The 23,975-nt window shown below is 40.5% G+C and carries 12 protein-coding genes and 4 pseudogenes; 13 read left to right on the forward strand and 3 right to left on the reverse strand.

All coding sequences use genetic code 11. From position 1 onward, the window contains the following. Positions 1-109: 109 nt before the first annotated feature. Together miaA and AC6ER8_RS03400 are read left to right on the forward strand one after the other, a co-directional pair. Entirely contained in the window at positions 110-982 is an 873-nt protein-coding gene (miaA, locus tag AC6ER8_RS03395; protein WP_497079331.1) for a tRNA (adenosine(37)-N6)-dimethylallyltransferase MiaA, read from the forward strand. A 311-nt stretch (positions 983-1,293) separates the two neighbouring features. Continuing rightward, a pseudogene (locus tag AC6ER8_RS03400) lies at positions 1,294-3,094 on the forward strand (acetolactate synthase 3 large subunit). Between the two features lie 329 nt (positions 3,095-3,423). Here AC6ER8_RS03400 and AC6ER8_RS03405 read toward each other — a convergent pair. Further along, positions 3,424-4,247, reverse strand: a pseudogene (locus AC6ER8_RS03405) (MFS transporter). 292 nt (positions 4,248-4,539) lie between these two features. After that, positions 4,540-5,466 (reverse strand): D-2-hydroxyacid dehydrogenase family protein, encoded by a 927-nt coding sequence (locus tag AC6ER8_RS03410; RefSeq protein ID WP_497079333.1) that lies wholly within the window; start codon positions 5,464-5,466, stop codon positions 4,540-4,542. A gap of 967 nt (positions 5,467-6,433) precedes the next feature. On the opposite strand from AC6ER8_RS03410, the gene AC6ER8_RS03415 reads away from it, so the two are divergent. Beyond that, a complete protein-coding gene (locus AC6ER8_RS03415; protein ID WP_497079335.1) occupies positions 6,434-7,555 on the forward strand; it encodes an ATP-dependent DNA helicase in 1,122 nt (373 codons plus the stop codon). 85 nt (positions 7,556-7,640) lie between these two features. Then, positions 7,641-8,375 carry a pyridoxine 5'-phosphate synthase gene (locus AC6ER8_RS03420; RefSeq protein ID WP_497079337.1) on the forward strand — a complete coding sequence of 245 codons (735 nt, stop codon included), beginning with the start codon at positions 7,641-7,643 and terminating at the stop codon, positions 8,373-8,375. Between the two features lie 488 nt (positions 8,376-8,863). Here AC6ER8_RS03420 and AC6ER8_RS03425 read toward each other — a convergent pair. Continuing rightward, positions 8,864-9,119: pseudogene (locus AC6ER8_RS03425) on the reverse strand (hypothetical protein); the annotation flags it as partial. Positions 9,120-9,968: 849 nt separating this feature from the next. Between AC6ER8_RS03425 and AC6ER8_RS03430 the strand changes: the two are divergent. The 9 genes and pseudogenes from AC6ER8_RS03430 to AC6ER8_RS03470 all read left to right on the forward strand — a co-directional run bounded on the left by AC6ER8_RS03430 (position 9,969) and on the right by AC6ER8_RS03470 (position 23,948). Continuing rightward, a complete protein-coding gene (locus tag AC6ER8_RS03430; RefSeq protein ID WP_497079339.1) occupies positions 9,969-11,735 on the forward strand; it encodes a ShlB/FhaC/HecB family hemolysin secretion/activation protein in 1,767 nt (588 codons plus the stop codon). A 39-nt stretch (positions 11,736-11,774) separates the two neighbouring features. Then, positions 11,775-19,751 carry a hemagglutinin repeat-containing protein gene (locus AC6ER8_RS03435; RefSeq protein WP_497079340.1) on the forward strand — a complete coding sequence of 2,659 codons (7,977 nt, stop codon included), beginning with the start codon at positions 11,775-11,777 and terminating at the stop codon, positions 19,749-19,751. After that, positions 19,748-20,155: a hypothetical protein gene (locus tag AC6ER8_RS03440; RefSeq protein ID WP_497079342.1), complete on the forward strand. Its 408-nt coding sequence runs from the start codon at positions 19,748-19,750 to the stop codon at positions 20,153-20,155. The genes AC6ER8_RS03435 and AC6ER8_RS03440 overlap by 4 nt, the downstream gene beginning before the upstream one ends. Positions 20,156-20,167: 12 nt before the next feature. Further along, complete coding sequence (locus AC6ER8_RS03445; RefSeq protein ID WP_497079343.1) at positions 20,168-20,920, forward strand: filamentous hemagglutinin; 753 nt, start codon at positions 20,168-20,170, stop codon at positions 20,918-20,920. Positions 20,921-20,935: 15 nt separating this feature from the next. After that, positions 20,936-21,339, forward strand: a pseudogene (locus AC6ER8_RS03450) (hypothetical protein). Positions 21,340-21,351: 12 nt separating this feature from the next. Continuing rightward, the gene (locus tag AC6ER8_RS03455) at positions 21,352-22,116 is read left to right on the forward strand and encodes a filamentous hemagglutinin (RefSeq protein ID WP_497079344.1); all 765 of its coding nucleotides are present in this window, start codon (positions 21,352-21,354) and stop codon (positions 22,114-22,116) included. Next, positions 22,113-22,514, forward strand: a complete 402-nt coding sequence (locus tag AC6ER8_RS03460) for a hypothetical protein (protein ID WP_497079345.1) — start codon at positions 22,113-22,115, stop codon at positions 22,512-22,514. The genes AC6ER8_RS03455 and AC6ER8_RS03460 overlap by 4 nt, the downstream gene beginning before the upstream one ends. Before the next feature lie 43 nt (positions 22,515-22,557). Beyond that, a complete protein-coding gene (locus AC6ER8_RS03465) occupies positions 22,558-23,553 on the forward strand; it encodes a filamentous hemagglutinin (RefSeq protein ID WP_497079347.1) in 996 nt (331 codons plus the stop codon). Beyond that, the gene (locus tag AC6ER8_RS03470) at positions 23,550-23,948 is read left to right on the forward strand and encodes a hypothetical protein (RefSeq protein WP_497079349.1); all 399 of its coding nucleotides are present in this window, start codon (positions 23,550-23,552) and stop codon (positions 23,946-23,948) included. The genes AC6ER8_RS03465 and AC6ER8_RS03470 overlap by 4 nt, the downstream gene beginning before the upstream one ends. Positions 23,949-23,975: the final 27 nt, after the last annotated feature.

Raw genomic sequence — 23,975 nt, forward strand, 5'->3', positions numbered from 1 at the left:
TGTTTTTGTTTAAAGTTTTTACTTTATGATAATAGAGAAGAAAATACAGAGTCTTTGGGGGCTTTCATGCGTATTGCAATAAATTGCTGATTGGGAGAGATTACTCTTCATGGCAGAAAGAACAATTACATTAATAGCAGGACCAACGGCAAGTGGAAAATCAGCACTTGCATTGCAAATGGCTCAAGAAAAAGATGCTTTCATTATTAATACTGATTCAATGCAGGTTTATGACGTTTTAAATATTTTAACGGCACGGCCAAGTGAGGCTGAGACCGCGATTGTTCCCCATTATCTTTATGGTCATGTAAATCCTACTGTGAATTATTCAGTTGGTCAATGGTTGTGTGATGTTGAAAAGCTGTTGGCTACTTTTACGTCGAGATCGGTTATTTTTGTTGGTGGAACAGGACTTTATTTTCGTGCTCTTTTGGAGGGGATTTCGCAAATCCCTCATGTTCCAGATGTTGTGCGGCAAAAATGGCGTTTGCTGCTTAATAAAGAGGGCGCTGCAAGTCTTTATCGTCAGTTATTGCACATTGATGCTGTTGTTGCCGAAAAAATTTCGTCGCAAGATGGACAGCGTATTGTTCGTGCTTTGGAAGTTTACGATGCAACCGGTGCGACGCTCAGTTGCTGGCAGAAGCAAAAAACAACGCCTCTTATCGCAGCAAATTGTGCCGAAAAAATTCTTCTCATGCCCCCTCGCCCACTGCTTTATGAACGTATTCATAAACGTTTGGATATTATGATTGAAAGAGGCGTTTTAGAAGAAGTGGTGGCCATGAAAAAACTTATGCTTTCCCCTTCGTTACCAGCGATGAAAGCGATTGGTATACCTGAATTTATGGCTTATTTGGATGGATATAGAAGCTTTGAGAATGCTCTGGAAGCGGTAAAAACACAAACGAGGAGATATGCAAAAAGACAAATAACATGGTTTCGTCATCAATTTGATGAAGAATGGAGACTTACTTTTTGATGAAAGAACTGGCTTTTTGATGAAAGAACTGGTTTTTTAATGAAAGAACCGAGGTTTTGCCAAGAAATTTTTAAAAGATAAAAAAGAATTCGTGAAGGAAAATTTTTAAAAAAAGTATTAATTTTTTATTGACGAATGGGTTCAATGGAATTAGAGATTCTCTTATAAGGAATTTTTTTATATATTTTATGCGTTGGAATAATGGGGGAGATCATACAATATATGTTGTGTAATGGGCTCCTTGAGAGTCTTCTTTATAGGCTCCATTAGGGGCTTTTTTTATTGTCCTATTAAATAGGTGAGTGGGAAAAATGAGAAATGATCCAAGACAGCAAGAGCGTGCAGATGGAAAAGTAATGTCAGGGGCTGAAATAGTGGTTCAGGCTCTTATCGATCAAGGGGTTAAACATATTTTTGGTTATCCTGGTGGGGCTGTTCTTCCTATTTTTGATGTTCTTTATCACCAAGATGCACTCCAGCATATTTTGGTGCGTCATGAACAAGCAGCGGGGCATGCTGCTGAAGGCTATGCACGCAGTACTGGAAAGGTTGGTGTGATGCTTGTGACTTCAGGTCCAGGGGCAACGAATGCCGTGACACCTTTGCAAGATGCTCTCATGGATTCTATCCCTCTTGTTTGTTTTTCTGGTCAGGTAGCGACAACGGTGATTGGAACAAATGCTTTTCAAGAGGCTGATACCGTTGGAATAACAAAGCCCTGTACGAAACGTAATTGGCTGGTTAAAAATGTTAATGATCTTGCGGATATTATTCACGAAGCTTTTTTTCTTGCTCAATCCGGGCGTCCAGGACCGGTTTTGATTGATATTCCTAAGGATGTTCAATTTGCTTCAGGATTTTATAGAGCGCCGAAAGTTCAGAAATCTATGCATTCTTCTTTATCATTGAAAGAGAATAATGCTGAGGCTATCAAATCGGCTGTTTCTCTTTTAGTTGAAGCAAAACGCCCTGTTATTTATTCTGGTGGGGGTGTTATTTCATCGGGGGGAAGCTATCCAGCTGTTGCGTAATTTAGTTCAACTGGGAGATTTTCCCATTACTTCAACCTTAATGGGACTTGGTGCTTATCCAGCCTCTGGTAAAAATTGGTTGGGAATGCTGGGAATGCATGGAACCTATGAGGCTAATATGGCCATGCATGATTGTGATGTTATGTTGGCTGTTGGGGCACGATTTGATGACCGTATCACGGGGCGCCTTGATGCTTTTGCACCTCATGCGCGTATTATTCATATTGATATTGATCCTTCTTCTATCAATAAAATTGTCAAAGCAGAAGTTTCACTTATTGGTGATGTGGCTGATATTTTGGCAGAAATCATGCAGCATTTGCATAAGGAGCAATCAAGGTTTGATCAAGAAAGTCGAAAAATATGGTGGACGCAAATTAATCGCTGGAGATCACGCAATTCATTAGCCTATATGGAAAAAAAAGATGTCATCATGCCCCAATATGCTCTTGAACGGCTTTATGCATTGACCAAAAATGCTCGTGCTTACATTACAACGGATGTTGGACAGCATCAGATGTGGGCAGCGCAATATTATCACTTTGATGAACCAAAACATTGGATGACTTCTGGTGGTCTTGGAACTATGGGGTATGGTTTGCCTGCGGCTATTGGTGTTCAAATAGCCCATCCTGATGCGCTTGTTGTGTGTATTTCTGGGGATGCTTCCATTCAGATGAATATTCAAGAACTTGCAACAGCTATTCAGCATGATACACCTGTGAAAATTTTTATTTTAAATAATCAGTATATGGGAATGGTTCGTCAGTGGCAGCAACTGCTGCATGGTAATCGCCTTTCTCATTCTTATACAGAATCGATGCCTGACTTTGTGAAATTGGCACAAGCTTATGGAGCGGTGGGAATTTATTGCTCAAAGCCCGATGAACTTGATGATAAAATTCAGCAGATGATTGACTGTGATAAGCCTGTTCTTTTTGATTGTCGTGTTTATCATTTAGAAAATTGTTTTCCCATGATCCCATCGGGATGTGCCCATAATGAGATGTTATTACCTGATGAAGCAAGCGAGGAGGCTGTTGCCAATGCTGTTTCTGATGAGGGAAAAATTCTTGTATAAAATGAATATGTTCGCAAAATGGTGAAGGATGGTGATGATGAAGTCTTCGGAGGCTTCATCTCTATCTCTTCTTTGCGAAGAGCTTCTATTATTCTTAGAGCTCATTTTTATGATTTTCATTCTTTGTCTAAAGACATGGGGTGTATGATTATTTGTTCATCTAAAAAATGTTATAAATCGTGTGCCCAATTATGTTTGAATTTATTTGTACGCGGTGTTTGTTTTTTTAATTTATATGTTCACATTAAGAGCTATTTTGTTGCATTTTTTAGATAATACATTGAATTAACTTTTATAAATTAATGATGTTGTCTCATATATGAAAGATTTTATCGCGCAAGAAAAAGAGCTACCGCATCGTGTTTGAAATGTGCAACCATGCAAACCATCATATTTATGAAAACAATAGAAAGATTTGTCACTCTGATTAGGTTCGACATTATGAAATTACGCCAAATCGCTCTTTCAATGGCTTGATAGAAGAAGCTACCTAGTAGATTGAAAATAAAGGAAAAAATAATATTCTTCATATGCACCGCAGCTAACATTGCAAGACGAGACCTTACATTTGCATAGAACGAAACTCTTGCCTTGCTTTTTGGAACGGTAGCGACAACTTTTGCTGGTGCGTGATAAAAAACAATAAATATACATCCACCTAAAAAAGAAACTATAGCACCAACCAAAAACGCACCTTGTATGCCATAGACAAGCGCACTGGCGGGAAGAACTATCCCAGCTAATGCTCCACCTAATGGCAGCCCCGCCTGTCTTATTCCCATTGCAAATCCGCGCTGCGATTGTGGAAACCATGAAGAAACAGATTTAGCGCTACTGGGTTGAGCAGAACTATAAAATCCTCCTACAATGAGCAAACAAACTAAAAGAGAAATATAGTTATCTGCGATTGTTTCCAATAAAAGAGCGACAGAAACGCCGACCGCGCCAATGCCAACATATAGCGCTCGTTAAACTTGTCGAGTAATTTGCCAGCGACAAGTAAACCAATAATGAGTAGGAACTGCGCTGCTGAAGACAGCAAACCTGTCTGAGAGTCACTAAACGAGAAGTCCTTCTTAAAAAATTCAGCTAAAGGACCAATCCCTTGAACAAAGAAGCAGGCTGATGTTTGAGCAATCGTGGCAACAAGCAATACAATCTATCAATGATAATTATTTTCTATAAATTTATTATTGCTCATTATGCCCCCCAATTAAAGGGTATGCCAATAAAGTTGCCTTTTTAAATCATGATTGCAACAATAAATGAGGTATTTTATGTTAATGACATAAAAATCTGTCAATACGATTGGTATTCATATGAAAGCTTAAGGAATGTGCTTAATTTAAGAAAATAAGCTATGATGTGTCGTGCAAATTTGATACGCTAGCGATATAAGATAAATTTTACAAATATTGACTTAGCTGGCATTGGCTCAGACAGCATTAAATGTTCTTCATAAAAGACTCTATATTTTGGTAAGCTTTTTCAAAATAATTCTCAAAGCTGTTCCCAGTTACATAGCCCAGATGCGGCGTGCAAAGAACTCTATCTGATTGCAATAATTTGCTCTCATATACGGGTTCGCTGTCGTAAACATCCAGTGCAAAGTAAATTGAATTTTCCAAACTTAGTATTTTTTCTATCGCTCCTTTTTCAACCAAAGCTGAACGTGCTGTGTTGACAAAAATAGCATGAGGTTTCATGCTTAATAGATCATCTAATTGAATGATTTCTCTGGTTTTATCGCTTAAACGTAAATGTAGAGATATAATATCAGGGCGTGTAAAAAACTCTTCTTTTGAATGCGTAAAATGATACCCTAAATTTTTTGCTTCTTGTGTTGAACGTTCGCTCCCATAAACCAAAATGGACATACCAAAAGCTTGAGCATATTGAGCAACCATTTTACCAATACGCCCAAACCCGAATATTCCAAGAGTAGCCCCTTTCATTTGGTTGCCAAATGTTGTTTGCCATCGTCCTTTTTTCATATCAGACACAGATTGACAGAGTTTTCTACGCGCAGACATTATTAAGAGCCATGCAAATTCAGCAGCAGAAGTTGGATCTCCACCACCATCTAATATTTTAACTCCTAAGTCTCTACAAGCTTCTCTATCAATATGGGGACCTATAGGGCCTGTTTGGCAGATTAATTTTAAATTTGGCAGTTTTAGGAGAAGATTTCTATCAACTATAGTCCGCTCTCTGATTAAGATAAGAATATCTATTTCTTTGAGCTTATCTTCTAAATCACATTCTGTCGCTAAATTATTGATAATCAGCACTTCATGCGATTTCATTAATTTTTTAATGGACTGTAATGTTAGGGTAGCTTTTTGATAGTCATCTGGAATTAATATTTTCAATTTACCCCTCCCGTTTCATTCATCAATATTTGAGCTTATTATTTCTAACAATAAGAATAGTGTTAATCAGTGAGTGTTTATAAACTTTAACACATTGCGACAAAAAGAAAAAGTTTGACTCAAATCGATGATAGATTGCGATTTTCTCATATTCTATAGTAAACTTGAAGTGCTCGGTTAGACATGAAATCATGTCCCAGTTTTCTTATAATAGCCAGTTTTCTTATAATAGATTGTAATAGATTGGCAAGAAGGCCATATTTGCGAACCAGATTTTATTGTCGCAACAGAAAAAGCTACATATTTGTGCGAGATAATAAAGCGTGCTTCATATAAGCATGATGTCTCTCTTTATTCGTTGAGATATAACTTATTTGGAGCATGTTATTAAAATCATGATAAGAGGGAGAGAGGAACTTTATGAGTGTATCATCATAGGATGAAGTCGTTTTGTTGAGAGATATTTTTATTTTCGCCAAAAGGTTTTTGATATATTTAATGATTATTTTGTAATAGTGGATGTACTTTATTTTTATGTGTAAGAAAGCGGATTGATTGTGGTCAAGAGTATTCATAAAATTACATTATTTTTATCTTATTAAGGAGATTTTTTCTCGCGGGGGTTTTGCAATTGCAATGTCCTTTTTCTCATTTCTACATTTTGGTAAGAAAAAGCATATATAGGTGTTTTTTAAAATTTAAGATATGCATATTCCATTGTTGGTGTGATTGTTGTAAAAAATGATATTTTATTTGATAAGTATAAGATGTTACCAAGCAGATTGATGTATAGATAAAATTTAGATTGTTACAATATTTTGAAAAAGCAATGGATCAATAATTGATCATTGTGCTATGTGCTATGAGAGTTGTTCGATGGGCGTGTGTCGGCAATTCTTAGCGACAGTTTTTTTTGATCATCTTTTTAATGCTTGCTCTTTTTATGCGAATCTTATTTTGATAAATTATGCAGTTTTCGCCAGAACAGGATAATGCATTGAAGGCTGTTGCCGCGTGGTTAAGGGAAGGGCGTTCACCTCTTTTTCGCCTTTTTGGCTATGCGGGAACGGGTAAGACGACGCTTGCGCGCTATTTTGCAGAGACAGTTGATGGCTCTGTCCAGTTTGCTGCTTTTACAGGCAAAGCGGCGCAGGTTTTGCGTTCTAAAGGTGCAAGCAATGCTTGTACAATTCATTCATTAATTTATTGTCCGCGTGGAGAAGAGGAAGTTTCCGATGAAGTTACGGGAAAAAAGTCTATTGCTCCGACATTTACATTAAATCGAAGAAGTGCGGCCGCACAAGCTAAACTCATTATCGTGGATGAGTGTTCGATGGTCGATGAACAATTGGCACGTGATTTAATGAGTTTTCGGACGCCAATTCTTGTTCTTGGTGACCCAGGTCAATTGCCTCCTATATCCGGTGGGGGATTTTTTTCCAATGGAAAACCAGATTTTCTTCTCTCAGAAATTCATCGACAAGCGCGTGATAATCCCATTATACGTCTTGCTATGGACGTGCGTGAAGGACGCGATATTGCTTATGGTGATTATGGAGAAGCGCGCGTTGTGACACGTAAAGAGGTTAATCAACAATTGGTTTTAGATGCTGATCAGGTCTTGGTAGGCGTTAATCGGACACGCCACCTTTATAATCAGCGTTTGCGTATGTTAAAGGGCTTTACAGCAGAGTATCCACAAGCGGGAGATAAGCTTGTGTGTTTGCGAAATGATCCTCCTAAAAGTTTGTTAAATGGCTCTTTATGGAAGGTGATGACTTCACAAAAGGAGACAGTTAAACCGAGTATTAATCTTCTGGTAAAACCAGAAGAAAGTGAGCGTGGGGTCACAAAGATTAAACTTTTAAAAGCAGCCTTTGAAAATCCTGATCAGGAAATTTCGTGGGCATTAAAAAAGCGATATGATGATTTTGATTATGGGTATGCATTGACGGTGCATAAAGCGCAAGGTTCTCAATGGAATAATGTCGTTTTGTTTGATGAAAGTTTTGCATTTCGTGATATGTATGCACGCTGGCTTTATACGGGAATTACACGCGCCGCAGAGCGTTTAACGATTGTTCGATAGAGAAAATATGTATATCATCTAAGTTTCAGGTGGAAAATACCTTTTTTTATCTTGTTACACACTGTAAAAAAAAATGGAAATGGGCATGGCGGTAAAACTTTCGGTTAATCTTAATGCTGTTGCTGTTTTGCGCAATCGACGTAATCTTCCGTGGCCAAGTATTAAGAATATTGGGCATATAGCGCTTGCTGCTGGAGCGGCAGGTTTGACGGTTCATCCGCGCCCTGATGAAAGACATATTCGTTTTGCCGATTTGCCAGAGATATATGGTTTAATAAAGAACAGTTTTCCTACGGCTGAGTTTAATATTGAAGGTTATCCAAGTGATCAATTTTTGGATATCGCCGAAAACTACGCTGATCAGATTACTCTTGTACCGGATGATCCAAATCAATCAACGTCTGATCATGGGTGGAACTTTGCTCAGGATGCAGAATTTTTAGCTCCTATTATTCAGAATTTAAAAACACGAAAAATTCGTGTATCACTTTTTGCTAATCCTACGAGCGATGGTCTTGATCGTGCTAAAGCAATAGGGGCTGATCGTGTGGAATTTTACACAGGGCCTTATGGCGGGGCATTTCAGGATAAAACAAAACAAGATCAAGAACTCAATAAACTTGTTTTAGCCGCAAAAAGAGCAAAAGAGTTGCAGTTAGGTATAAATGCAGGGCATGATTTGACGGTTATCAATCTTCCTGCTCTGATCAAGAATATACCTTGGCTTGATGAAGTTTCTATTGGCCATGGGCTTATTGCTGATGCTTTAGAATATGGAATGCATGAGACTGTTCAGCGTTTTATTCGGTTATTATCGTAATCTTTTTCTCTCTATAAAGTGGAAAATTTTTTAATGAAGCTTTGCTCATTTATCTGAAAAAATAATATTTTTTTAGATAAATAGCACTATTAGCCTGTATGATAAATACTCTATTATTGCTCTGTTTATGGGGCGCTTTCTATTTTTTTGTTTTTGAGTGCGTGGGATGTTTTTATGCGTAGCGCCCATTATACAAGAAGCTTTACTGCTATAATTTTCTTGAGTTTAATAAAGTGTTTGGAAGACGTCTTTCAATATGTTTGAACTTATCTCATGGCTTTATTTTTGATAAATTTTCATACAAACAATAGAGATCTTGTAGTATGATACGTTTTAAATAATGTATCTTATAATGCGTTTATAGCCATAAAGAAGGCGCCCCTGCTATACCCTTATTTATGCTGCTTTTTTTTAAATAGTCGATACATCATGAAAGAGATTTCACCATAAGGAGAAAGACGCTCTATATAAACATTCTCTTTTGTATCACCACAGGCATTTTTAGTTACAATAGCCATGCCATAAGCACGAGCGTTTTCATAAACACGACATATAAGCATTATTATAAACCCAGCAATTGCCATCATGAGGGAGATTACTTTTATTTTCAATAAACCCGCCTAAATCACTAGCTTTGATATCAGAAAAGTCTCTTAATGCTTTAATACGATAAAGAATATATTTACCAAATACACGCGTTTCATTTGTGCGTACAAAAGAGAGAAAAGTACTAAAAAAGCTGATATTTTTTTAAGAGTTTTTTAGGCCGCTTATAAACAGCTTTTGAGAGGGGTAAGATCAGTAAAATAATGAAATTTGCTATTGGCTTTACGTGTTAATCAAGCCAAACGTACTATGTGGTTTTAAAACATCATAATGATTATTTTGATAGGTTTTATGAATCATTGAAAGGATCCTTTTATCCGTTCAATTTACGGATAGAATACTGATAAATATGTATTATTGGATGTATTTATGGGGTGTGATGCCTATATGGATTGTGCCTTAAAAGATTAACATATTGAAAAGTAATGATTTTAATTTTTTATTATTTAAAAAATAATATAGGGCCTAGAGTGAACTGACTAAACTGATAAAAATGACAAAATTCTTTTTACAAAGCCCCTCAAGTTATTTTCTTTGGAGAACAATTCCTTGATGAGAATACCATTAAAAGGAGTTTTGAATGACTCCTTTAAAAAGCTCTCAAAAGAGATTTTTTTGTTTGGTACTGTGATATTTTACAATAAAGATAGTGCTTTATAGCATAATGTGTCATTTCTTTATGTGTTTCATATGAGTGGCTTAGAGGAGCAGGAGAGTGGATTTATTCTCTAATTATTGACTGGGGATATTGAGGCATTGAACATTGACTTGTTAAACAGTTTTGGTTAGAAACCTTGTCATATATGTGTGCGGGGAGAGGCCTTCAGAAATAAAAATCAGAATTTTGACGCAGTTTTTATTTGGGCGCAGCGATATGCTCTGTTGTTAGAAATCGTCATAGAATAATGAGTGTTTTGAATGGCATGCTCAGAGGATTATGAAGCGATATAATGCTTCATAAATGATAAAAGCGGGGGGAAATCTATTGTGTTATTTACCTTTTTACGTCGAGAGCGTTTTTTAAGGCTTTTTCTAGCCATTTTAGTGTTGTTTAGCATGTTTCGTAGCGTCATTGTTTATGCGCGGTCACCGGCTATTTTTCATTCTCCAGCAGATAATTTTTCCCGCCAACAATCTGAGAAGCAGCAATTAGAGAGAATTGAGAATTTACGTGCCTTAACGCCCAAAGGCATTCCAACACCTTTTGAAGAAAAGCAGGGAGCACTTTGGGGCAATGGGTACTGTTTTCCAATTCATGATATTATTGTTGATGGTGTCTATCATATCAAAAAGCGTGCTATAGCATCGGTAACAGATCCTTATGTTGGAAGATGTATAGGTCTTGCTGATATCCAGCTTTTAATCAAGCAGTTAACTAAGGTTTATTTAGATAAAGGCTATGTCACGGCGCGCTTTTATATCCCCGATCAAGATATCAAAAACAGCAAGATGCTCAAATTTGTTGTTATTGAGGGCAAGCTGTCAGAGATTTATTACAATGGTTTACCGGCTTTACCGCATAATCATGTTGTATGGAATGCTTTTCCGGGGTTGGAAGGGCATATTCTCAATATGCGCGATATTGAGCAGGGTCTAGATCAAATCAACAGGCTTTTTTCAGCACATGCTAAAAGTGAACTTCTTCCAGGGAGTGAAGAGGGGAGCACAATAGTGAATATTAACAATAAACCGGATAAAGCTTTCAAGATTACTGTTTCCCACGATAATTTAGGACAATCCTCAACGGGTTATGCGCGTTATAATGCCGGTTTAAAGTTAGAAAATATTTTAGGGTTTAATGATGCGTGGGATTTTAGCTATCAACGCAGTCAAACCGACTATTGGGGCGGAAGCGAACAAGAGGGACATAGCAATAATATTTCTGCGAGTGTGAGTATTCCCTATGGTTATTGGACCTTTGGTTTGAATGGCTATGCTTATAATTATCAAAGTATTATCAAGGGCAATTTTTCAGATATTGAAACGACAGGCGATTCCAGTGAGTTACACGCCAGTATAAGCAGGGTACTCCACCGTGATAGTGTTTCACTGACGACTTTGAATTTAGGTCTTTCCTATAAAAGAACTAACAACTACCTACTTGGCAATAAGATTGAAGTGGGGAGTCGTCAATATAGTGTTGCCAATTTTGGGGTATCGCATTCTCGCCAAATGTTAGGGGGGACTTGGACTTTTGATATCAGTTATTTACAAGGACTTCCCCTTTTTCATGCAGTTAAGAAATATGCTCCAGGAGCAGGAGATGCAGAGCCTCAATTTGCCAAATTTACTGGTACGATCAATGTTATGACTCCCTTTAAAGTGAACGGGTGGAATTTTATCTTAAGCAATCTTTTGAGTGGGCAATATTCACCGCATAATTTATTGGCTGCAGAGCAGATTTCTGTGGGGGGCTTTTCCAATGTTCGTGGCACGCGTGAGAGTTTGATTTTTGGCAATAATGGTTTTTTTACCCGTAATGATTTGATGCTGCGTACCATTCCGTGGCGCAACAACGCGACACTTAAAAAGGTTTTGGGTGAGTTTCGTCCCTATATTGGTTTGGATTATGGTCGTGTTTTTGCACAACCTTTGTACGGTTTTAAGAGTGAAGAACTTGCTGGTTGGACAGCGGGTGTCAAGCTTGCAGGGGGCATGGTTTCTCTTGATGCCAGTTACTCCAATATTTTGTGGAGCACAGTTGAGCATAAAAAGTCAGGCACATTTTTGATGACATTAACAATGGATCTTTAAAACAATGGATCTTTAAGGATAGCGATGGGGAGATAAAAGATGAGAGATGAGAAGAGAGAACAAAGAGCAGCTTTATTGGGTATTTTAGTTTCTAGTACGATGCTCAAAAAGGTTTTATTAGGGGGAATTGGTTTTTCTTGTTTGTTAGCACCTTCAGCCTTACAGGCGCAAATTTCTGTTGACTCTCACGCCAATGCAGCTCATCGTCCAGATATTGTTGCAGCGCCCAATGGGGTTCCTTCCATTGATATTGTAACCCCCAACAGTTCTGGTTTATCACACAATAAATATTATGATTTTAATATTGGTCATTCTGGGGTTATTTGGAACAATCACGCGCAGGAAGTAGGGCAATCGCAATTGGGAGGCATTATGCCGGGTAATCCCCGTTTGCGAGTTACGGGTTCAGCGAAAGTGATTTTAAATGAAGTCACCAGTGGTAAGCGCAGTGCGTTGAATGGTCCAGGAGAGGTTTTTGGGCGCCCTGCCGATGTGATTATAGCCAATCCCAATGGGATAACTTGTGATGGTTGTGGGTTTATCAATACGCCTCATGCGACATTAACCACCGGTGTTCCTGAAGTTGATGCTTCTGGTTTTCTGAAAGGTTTTGCGGTCAGGGATGGGGATATCACTTTTGGTCCACACGGAGCAAACTTTTTTTCAGGCCGAGGGGCTGTTGATATTGTTGATATTGTTTCACGTACAGTGCATTTTGAAGGACCTGTTGCGGGGAAGGAAATTGGAGTTTTTGCTGGAACGGGCCATTATGATTATGCTTCACGGGAAATGAAGGAGCTAACCGATATTACTGGTAAACCGGAATATGCCATAGATGGCTCTGCTTTGGGGGCGTTACAGGCGGATCAGATTAAACTTGTGGCGACCGAAAAAGGTGTTGGGGTTCGTATGCGTCATGATATGGCGTCCAATGCGGGGCAGTTGCATCTTTCTGCGGATGGAAAGATTTCGCTGAAGAATGTTTTTGGTCATGGAGGTGTTTCCATAAAATCGAAAAGCAAGAGTGTCTTGGCAAAGAATATCGCTTCTAAAAGACATGTTGATATAGCCGCACACAAGGATGTGACTTTAGAAGCGGTTGGGACTGAGGGGCATTTGACAGCAGAGGCAGAGGAAGGGCTTTTGACCATTGCAGGGCAAGCAACCTCTGGAGGCAATATGAAATTGTCTTCACGCCATGCTATCAAAGTCTCTGGGCTAGGGGCAGGGGCCGATATGGCGTTTGAAACGGGCGGTGATCTAACCATTGGGGGCATTGTTTTAGCTGGAGGCACTTTAAAGGCGCAGGCTGGTGGTGATATACAAGGGTACTTTTTAGCCGGTGGGGTTGATATGGAAGCGACCCAAGAGGCTGGGAGCCTTGTTTTGGGCAGCCAAGGGGGTGTTGATCTCCAAAGTGTCAAGGGTGTTATTGCAGCAGAAAACATTTATGGCGCAGGGGATATTACTTTAGGTTCTCATAAGGGGATATTTGTTTCTCAATCCCTTCTCTCACATCACGATGTGGCTCTTCATACGCAATCTGATGCAGCGGTAAATTTTGGTCAATTGATTGCCTATGGCAAGGCTGATATTCGTGGTGGAGCGGTTGGCTTTTCTTCGCTGATGACAGGCAGCGATACAACTTTAACGGTTGGGAATTTGGATGCTGGCACCTTGATGACCGGTGTTGATTTTGCACTGAGTAGCTCAGAGAATATTGTTTTGCATGAGCAAGGCTCTCTTTCTATTATAGCGGACAAAGGTATCAAGGTTGGGCAGATTGCCAGTGGGGGTAATATTGAACTTTTTGCCGGCAACGATATTTATTATGACAAGGTTATCGGGTACGGTACAGCCACATTAACATCCCTGTCAGGGGGGATTAGTGTTGAGAATGTACTGTCTGTCATGGGGGATGTGCGGTTGAAAGCAACAACACTGGATTTAAGCAATAATCGGTCTCATATTTACACGCCTCAAACGCTGTATTTAATAGCAGATCATATTGATGTCTCGGGCAGCCAGTTGACGTATGGTGGTTTAGATTTTAACAGCTCAAACGCGCTTGATATTCACCATGCATTACTCAGAGCCATTACCGATGAAGGCGGGACGGGAGATATTCTGTTTACGGCTCCAGGGGTTATGGTTGATGAGGCAACATCAGTTTTAGCGGCAAAAGATTTTACCATCAAAACAGGAGAGCTTAAGAATAGCGGTCAATTGGCAGCGGGGCAGAATTTAGTCTTTCGTGTGACAGGGGATGTGACCAACAACAAAACCGGCTTAATTTATGTGGGGGGCAATGGGGCTTTACAAGTTGATGGGGCTTTGTTGAATGATTTTGGTGCTATGATGGCAGAAGGTGATTTATATTTCACCAATGCAGCAGGCACAGGAAAGAGCCTTTCTCTTGTCAATAAAGCAGGCTTGATTCAGGCAGGGGGGAAGTTATTGATCCAAACCAATACTTTGAAAAACGAAGCCGATAGCACGCCTGAAAAGAAGGAAAAAACGGAAAATAGCGATATTTCTTTCCAAAAACCAGACAAATATAATTTTCTCGATGGCAGACCTTTATATCACGATATGGGCTGGGATAGTTGGGGTAAAGGAAAGCATTCTAAGTGGCCGCTTGTTGGTAAAAAGAACTATATATTTGAACAGCAGCTATGGGCAAGCAAGGAAGGGACCTATGGCACGGCAACTTTGAAAGACGGAACGATCTATAAGGCTTTTACGTGGAAATATAATGATGCAAGAAAATCTATAGAAGAGTATATATGGAATTGGGGATCTCACATGAGCGAGAAGACTGTCACGCAGAGTTTTTCGCATAAGCCTGCGGTTCAGGGGATGATTCAATCTCATGGTAATCTTATCATTAACGCTGAGAATATTGAGAATAACTATAGCATTATAAAAGCGGGCGGCAATGCGGATATCCAAGCCAAAACGCTGACTAATTTGGGGGTGACAGCTTATAAAAATACCTATCTCGGCTGTCAGGCTCATACAGATGCCTATTGTTATGCCTATAATGCTGATGGCAGCCGCAATACGAGTCTCGACATAGCAAATGGCAAGAATCGCCAAACTGGCTCAGAAGTTCTCGATACGGTTTCTGGTCTTGTTCAGGCAGCAGGCACGTTGAATCTGGTGGTTGATAAACTCAACAACACGGCTGTTGAAGGGTCCATTACGGGGGATGCACATTTTGAGGCGAAGGCTGTTTCGGGCAATCCGCTGGAAGCACTGAACGGTTTGACCGCAGGAGGGGCTCTTTTTACCCCCAAAGTGGATATTAATGGGGCAGGGGAATTTGCTGATGGGTTGCCTTTGCCAAAACCCCAATCAGGCGGTGTTGGGGGGACATTGCCTCAACAGAATTTCATTTATGAAACTAGGGCAGATTTCCTTGATGTTGGTAAGTTTTATGGATCGGCTTATTTTTTAAACAGAATTGGGTATAAGCCAGATCGGGAGATTTTTTTCTTAGGGGATGCTTATTTTGAAAAGCAACTGATTGAAAAACAAATGCGTGATCTTGTGGGGCAAGGTTTAGGCAAAGGCTCATTTATTCCAGGAAGTGATGCCATTGAACAAGTCAAGAGCCTTCTGGATGAAGGGGTAGACTATGCCAAAGCCCACAATCTTGCCTTCGGTGAGCCTTTAAGTAAAGAACAATTGGCAAACCTAGAAGCGCCGATGGTCATTTATGTTCGCCAACAGGTCAAGGGCATGGAGGTCTACGCACCGGTGCTTTACATTCCAGAAAAAGACAGAGCTTCTTTTGTTTCTTCTGGTGCTTTGATTATGGGTGAAGATGTCAATATAACCAGCAAAGATGTGGTCAATTCAGGGCGGATCAGTGCGACTCACAATTTGTCTGTAAAGGGTGAGAATATTTTGGGTAAAGGGGGGCATTTTGCCGCCGGAAATGATGCTGTTTTGCTTGCAGAGAACACTATTCGTTTGGAGGCAGGGCGCACAAGCGTTGATGGTGTGGAGACAGTATTAAACACCAATGCCTTGTCTTCCGGGGGCAATGGGGCTGTGATAGCCAAACAAGATATCACAACCTCAGGGGTAAAGGTTACCACAGGGGGTGATCTTGCCATGTCGACAGAACAAGGAAACTTGACCATAGGGTCGGCAGCCACGCATCATGATGATGCACAGGGGGATGCGACAATGCATCATCAATCAGAAATCCATTCAGGGGGCTCAACAACACTCCTCTCCGGAAAAGATTTGAATATTTTAGGCTCTGAAGTTCAAGCTCATGATGATTTGCACTTACAAGCAAAAGAAAATGTGTCGATTGATGCCACACGCAACAGTGCGAATCAGCATCGGAGAGATCAAAACTCTCATGTTGCGGTGCACAATGGCTCTCATTTAAGTTCTGGCAAAGATACCACGGTCATATCCGGAAAAGATATCCATGTTTCTGCGTCCAGTATAGATACAAAAGGCAATGTGGATCTTGGTGCCCAAGGGAATATCACGATAGAGACCAAATCCGATGAGATGGCGTATCATTTTCAAAATAAAAACACCAAAGTTGACAGTTCACTGTCCGTTGCGGTTGGCTCTTCGATCAATGCTGGCGGGGATATTACCGCTGTAGCAGGGCAGGATGGCAAAGCCCATGATCTCACCATCACGGGCAGTGCTGTTACGGCTGATGGCAAAGTGGGCTTGAAAGCGAGCCACGATGTTCTGATCAACAATGCGGAAAATAGTCTCCATTATGAGATGTCGTACCATAAAAAGGGTGGCGTATTTAGCAGCAGCAAATCTGGGCATAGCAAGATTGATGCGACCCAAGTGGTAGGTTCACTCGTATCGGGGGGCAATGGTGTTGCCATTGACTCAGGACGCAACACGGAAGTTGTTGCCTCGACGCTTACAGCCGGCAAGACAGAGGAAACGCGAGATCAGAAACAAGCGGATATTACGATTCACGCTGGGGAAAAGATGATCATCAAAGGCGTACAAGAAAACTATGATCAGCAAGCACAATCGTCTAAAAGTGGACTTTTCAGCAGTAAATCTTCCAATACAGCTGAATCCCATACCACAACGGTTTCCTCTATTCTTGGGGCAACCGGCAATATTGATTTGAATGCCGAAAAAGAAGCCACGATTACGGCTTCTCATATGATTGCCAATGAAGACATCAATGTTACAGCAGAAAATGTGACAATTGATGGCATGACAGATCATCATAAGAGCCATTCAGAAACCCATAAAACGGGTTTTGGTGTGGGGTCAGGTAAGGGCTTTGTCTCAATCTATGGCAGTGAGTCAAAGACAAACAATGAAGAAAGTTTTGAGCATCAAGGCTCTTCGCTCAATGGAAAAAATATCACCATTACCGCTAAAAAGGACGATGTGACAATCGTAGGTTCTGACTTTAGCGCACAGGAAAATATTAATGTTTCGGCAGCCCATGATATTAATGTATTACCGGGGCAGAATAGTCATAGCGCAAACTCAAAAGAAGATCGCTCAGGCTTTGGCATTCAGTTTAGCAAAAGTCGCACCGGTGTTTCTGTCGGGCTTGGTGTTGCGGGTGCGAAGGATAAAGGTGATCAATGGGAAAAGACCAATACACCCTCCAGTTTCCACGCCGGCAATGATGCAAATTTTAAAGCCGACAATGATGCAAATTTAAAAGCGACAAATGTTTTGGCAGAGCATGATGTGAACATGAATGCAGGCAATAATATTACATTGTCGGAAAGCTATGATACCTCTAATACACAAGAAATGCATGAAAAGTTTTTTGCTGGTGTGACAGGATCTGTCAATGTAGGGATATTAGGTGATATACAAGACGTGAAGGATGCAGGCACACGTTTTGGTCATGGGGATATAAAACACAAAATCGGCAATGGTTTGATTGCTGGCTTGAAAGGCTATGATCTCTATAATAAAGGCAAAGGTCTCTATAGTGGGATAAAGGGGGGCGCAACCCCAAAAGACATTCGCAATGCTCTTGATGTCTCAGCCAGCATTACGGCAGGGTTTAAGACTGAAAAGATAGAGGGCTCTTCTAACGTCTCCACTGCGCTCACAAATAACATACAAGGGGGGCATGCTATTAACATAAACGCTGACAAAGGAAACATCTATGGTGAAGGGGTTGATATTATTGCAGGCACAAACCCTCTGATCAATGATGAACAGAGCGGCAATATTAATCTGACAGCGGGGCAAGATATCATTCTTGAAAGTGCACAAAACACACAAAGCACACAAAACAAAAATGAAAACGCTTCCATGAATGTTGGCTATACCTATGGCACCAGTGGTCATGGCTGGATGGGCAATGCTTCCTTTGGGAAAGGCAAGGGCTCTAGTGATGAAGTACAGCACAAGAACAGCCATATTATAGGTACCGGCACGGTTCATACCAACAGTGGAAAAAACACCACACTGAATGGGGCCGTGGTTTCTGGAAACCATGTAGAGATGGGGGTTGGGGGCGATTTAACCATTACCAGCCAGAGTGACACGATGCAAAGTTCCAGCAAGCAGAATTCCTTTTCTGTTGGCTATAATGGTGGAAAAAAGGATGATAAAGCTTCAACCAATATTGCCTTGAATAAGGATAAATCCTCTAACAATTATCACAGTGTTGGGGAACAATCAGGCATTAAAGCGGGGGCGGGTGGCTATGATATCACTGTTGAAAATAAAACAACACTGACCGGAGGCATTATTGACAGCAGCGCACCGGCAGATAAAAATAGTCTGACAACAGGCACCATTACAACCAGTGATATTATCAACAGTTCTGAAGCTCAAGCTAGCAGCAAAGGCTATAGCATTTCAACGGGCGGGCCGATGAATCAAGGTAAATATAGCGTTGCAAAAAACATTACCAAAAATATCTTAGACCATTCCACAGCTAAGGATTCTGAGGACGGCTATACAAAATCGGCCATCAGCAATGGCACCATTGTGCTGACCGATGAAGCAGGGCAGAAAGCATTGACGGGGCAAAATGGCGAACAAGCCATTGCTTCCCTTAATCGCGATACCGTTAACGCCCATCAGGGTGTCCAACAGCTCGATGTTGCCAAGCTGGAACAACTCGTTCATGAAAACCGTGAGATGGCTACGCAATTGCTGGAGGAAGGGTTTAAATACAGTGATAACTCTTACAAAACCATGTTTCTTAAAGAACACCCCATCGCTGTGGTGGATCGTGATGAAAATGGCAATATTATTTATCTAAAAGATAAAAATGGACAATATGTAACTGACAGCCATGAACAAAGAATCCCTAAGTTTCATTATTTAACGGAGGAAGAAAAGCAGCATTTACAGGAAGGGGCTGATGGCAAGGTCCATGTGTCCCTCAATGGCATCTTTACCTCAGCAGAAGCGGCAGCGGGATATGCTGTGCAACATGCGAATGATCAAAATGTACCGCTTTATTTTGTTGTATTCCCCCAAGCCGATTCTGCTATCTCAGAACTTCTGATTGCAGGTTACCAGAAGATTTTTGAAAATAATTTTTGGGGGCTGACCAATTCAACACAAGAAGTAAAAGATCTGATGTCTCGCTATGGGAACACGGGATTACATTTTGATGCCCATAGTCGTGGCAGTTTGACAGACTCTAATGCAATGAATTCTTTCAAACAAGAAGGCGTGCATGGGATAGCTAAAAAAACAACAATCAAATTTGTTGGTCCAGCGGCGAATGCTTGGGCTACAGCCGGTCTGTTATCTTATTTGAGTAATGGCCAACAAACCTCTATTGAGTTAGAAAACCATGCAGATGACTTTGTTGGTGTTTGGATTGGTGGCAATCCAAGTACTTTCTACAAGGTTCCCTCTGGCAGTAATTGGTGGAAAGAGGGATGGAAAATGATGACAAGCTATCCCAATGTCCATGCGTGTTATGGTCATGCAAGTAAAGAGTGCCAAAGCGATTATGGGATGCCTCACAGTATACAAATTGATGTAAGTAAATCATGGAGTAAAAAATGAAACAAATTTTAAAACTATTAAGTGGGCTCATTCTGTTAAGCATGACTGCATGTAATTTAGGTAAGCCTGCTCCAGGGTACATAGCTATGTGGAAGAAGCCAGGAGCAGATCGGATTGAGATAAAAAAAGCCTTGTTAGAATGTGGTATGCCAACACCTTATGATGTCGATCCAGAGACTCAAAAGCTCACTCCTAATGATATGGTTGCCATTGATGCTTGCATGGTTCAATCAGGTTTTCGCAATAAAAATAGAGTTGAGGGGGGGGGGTGGTGTTATACTTTTAAAGAAGACAACCTTCCCAATTGTCGTCCAGGCGTTGTCTTCCCACAGCCAAGCGTCAAGAGGCGCTTAAACAGCCCGTTTTGTAAAAAACATCCAGAACAATATGAATGCTATCCTTAAACATTGCTTGTGATGGAAACAATCCCCACCTTCATGTATTCCCATGCCGGTGCGGGATTGTTCCTCCCATTTCATTATTTAACGGAGGAAGAAAAGCAGCATTTACAGGAAGGGGCTGATGGCAAGGTGCATGTTTCCCTCAATGGCATCTTTACACCACCAGAGGAAGCTGCCGTTTATGCAGAACAACATGCCAAGGATAAAAATGCACCGCTTTATTTTGTTGTATTCCCCCAAGCCGATTCTGCCATCTCAGAACTTCTGATAGCAGGCTATCAGAAGATTTTTGAAAATAATTTTTGGGGTCTGACCAATTCAACACAAGAAGTAAAAGATCTGATGTCTCGCTATGGGAACACAGGATTACATTTTGATGCCCATAGTCGTGGCAGTTTGACAGACTTTAATGCAATGAATTCTTTCAAACAAGAAGGCGTGCATGGGATAGCTAAAAACACAACAATCAAATTTGTTGGTCCAGCGGCGAATGCTTGGGCTACAGCCGGTCTGTTATCTTATTTGAGTAATGGCCAACAAACCTCTATTGAGTTAGAAAACCATGCAGATGACTTTGTTGGTGTTTGGATTGGTGGCAATCCAAGTACTTTCTACAAGGTTCCTTCTGGCAGTAATTGGTGGAAAGAGGGATGGAAAATGATGACAAGCTATCCCAATGTCCATGCGTGTTATGGTCATGCGGATCCAGCATGTCGACATGCTTATGGGGATTCTTATGCTCACCGCATAAAAATTAAGTTCAATTAAACTAGGAAGCAAGAAATGAAACAAATTTTAAAATTATTAAGCGGACTCATTTTGTTGAGTATAACAGGATGTAACATTGATAAGCCTTCTCCAGGGTACATATACATGTGGGAAAGACCAGGAGCAGATTTTACCGAAGTAGGAAAAGCCCTGTTAGAATGTGGTATGCCGAGCCCTTATGATGCTGATCCAGAAACTAGAAACTTAAGTATTAATGCAATAGAAACAATACATGGTTGCATGATTCAATCAGGATTCCATTATAAAGATAAATGGGGGGGGGATGGTGTGAGAATTTTAAAGAAGAAAACTTGCCGATTTGTCGTCCAGGTGCTGTCATCCCACAGCGCAGTGTCAAGAAGCGCTTAAACAGCCCATTTTGTAAAAAATATAAAAATAGCCGTAAATGCCAACCTTAAACATTGCTTGTGATGGAAACAATCCCCACGGTCATATATTCCCATGATTGTGTGGGATTGTTCCTCCTATTTCATTATTTAATGGAGGAAGAAAAGCAGCATTTGCAGGAAGGCGCTGATGGCAAGGTCCATGTGTCCCTCAATGGTATCTTTACACCACCCTATGAAGCTGCTGTTTATGCAGAACAACATGCGAAAGATAAAAATGCACCGCTTTATTTTGTTGTGTTTCCCCAAGCCGATTCTGCTATCTCAGAACTTCTGATAGCAGGCTATCAGAAGTTTTTTGAAAATAACTTTTGGGGTCTGACCAATTCCACACAAGAAGCAAAAGATCTGATGTCTCGCTATGGGAACACAGGATTACATTTTGATGCCCACAGTCGTGGCAGTTTGACAAATTCTAACATGATGAATTCTTTCAAACAAGAAGGTGTGCATGGAATAGCCAATAATACGACGATCAGTTTCCATGGACCAGCGGCGAATGTTTTGGCAGCAGCCAATCTGTTAAGGTATTTGAGTGATGAAAAACAAACCACTATTGGTTTTGATGGACATAAATATGACTTTGTAAGCCGATGGATTGGCGGCAATGACTATACGTATGAGACAATACCTTCTGGCAGCAACGCTTGGAAAGAAGCATGGAGAATGTTCTCAGATCCCGTCAGTGTCCATACATGTCTTGGAAATGCGAGTCCAGAATGCCAAAAGTTTTATGGCACATCTCATCTAAAACAATTTCCTTTAAGTAAATCAAGGAGTAAAAAATGAAACAAACTCTAAAGCTATTAGGTGCTGTAATTTTGTTGATTATGGCTGGATGCCAGTTTAATAAAACTCCTCCAGGGGAAGTATACATGTGGGTAAAGCCAGGGGCAGATTTTACAGAGGTAGGAAAAGTTTTGTTAGAATGTGGCATGCCAACCCCTTATTATGTCGATCCAGAAAACAGAAAGCTTAGCTACAATGCATGGGCAACTATTGAAGCTTGCATGCTTCAAGCTGGTTTTCGTAACAGATATGGTCATCCAACTTGGTGTGAAATTCATAAAGCCGAAAACTTGCCGATTTGTCGTCCTGGTGCTGTCATTCCACAGCGAAGTGTCAAGAGGCGCTTAAACAGCCCGTTTTGTAAAAAATATAAAAATAGCCGTAAATGCCAACCTTAAACATTGCTTGTGATGGAAACAATCCCCACTTTCATGTGTTCGCATGATTGTGCGGGATTGTTCCCTCAACCGCAATACCGCCGCAGCCCACCAGTCTGTCGCACCAATAGACGCTACATCACTTGAAGGCATCGTTCATAATCGTTTAGACGGGATCAATGATTTATTGGATGAAGGATTGGGATACTGGGATAAAGTGCGTAAAATGGCATTTCGTGTTGTCCACCCTATAGCTGAGGTTGCGCACGATGAAAATGGCAATGTCCTCTATTTAACCGATGACAATGGAGAGTATATCAAAGGCAATGATGGAAAAAATATTATTCTGTATAGCTATTTAAAACCAGAGGAAGAGGGGCATTTACAAAAAGGCTCTGATGGCAAGGTTCATATGTTTTACAATGGCATTTTTAATTCCCCCGATGATGCCGCGCGTTATGCCGTCCAATTTGCTGACAACGATCATGATAATCTTTATTTTACATATTTCCCCCAATCTAAAGACATGGTAGTGGAGGCAGGTATAGCGTTTTTTCAGAAGTTTTTTGAAGGTAAATTTTTCTTTGGATTGACCAATTCGACTAAAAAGTTTCAGAATACAATGTATCTTTATGGCAATACAGGATTACACATTGATGGGCACAGCCGTGGTAGTATGACAGTAGGTAACGGAATGCATGATTTTGAAGAGCGTGGCATTCACGGTATAGCAGGCAATACGAGTATCAATCTTTTTGGTCCGGCTTACAACGCTCAATCGATGGCGAATATGCTCGATTATTTAAGTGACGGCAAGCAAACCTTTGTCGGCTTGGAAAACCACGCATATGACTTTGTTGGTGTAATGTTTGGCAAAAATCCGGCTACTTTTGACAAGATACCTGCTGGCAGTAGCTCCTGGAACGAGGCGTGGAGAATATTTAAGACTTATCCTACTGTCCATGCTTGTTATGGTCATGCAAGTCGTGAGTGTACATCGTTCTATGGCTCATCTCATCGTATACAAATTCATTCAATTAACTCAGGGGGCAAGAAATGAAATACATCTTAAAATTATTGAGTGTGCTTGTTTTGTTTATTATAGGAGGATGCAATTTTTTTAAGCCTTCTCCAGGGTATATATACATGTGGGAGAAGCCAGGGGCAGATTTTACTGAAGTAGGAAAAGCCTTGTTAGAATGTGGCATGCCAACGCCTTATGATGAGGATTCGGAAAGTAGAGAGCAGAGCATTAATGAGCAAGCAACAGTTCATGCTTGTATGATTCAATCAGGATTCCATTATAAAGGGAGAGGTAACTGGTGTTATACATTTAAAGAAGAAGACCTTCCGATTTGTCGTCCAGGTGCTGTCATCCCAAAACGGAGTGTCGAGAAGCGCTTAAACAGCCCTTTTTGTAAAAAACATCCAGAACAACCTGAATGCAAACCTTAAATATTTGTGATGAAAACAATCCCTACT

Source organism: Bartonella sp. SL320, from assembly GCF_059687635.1.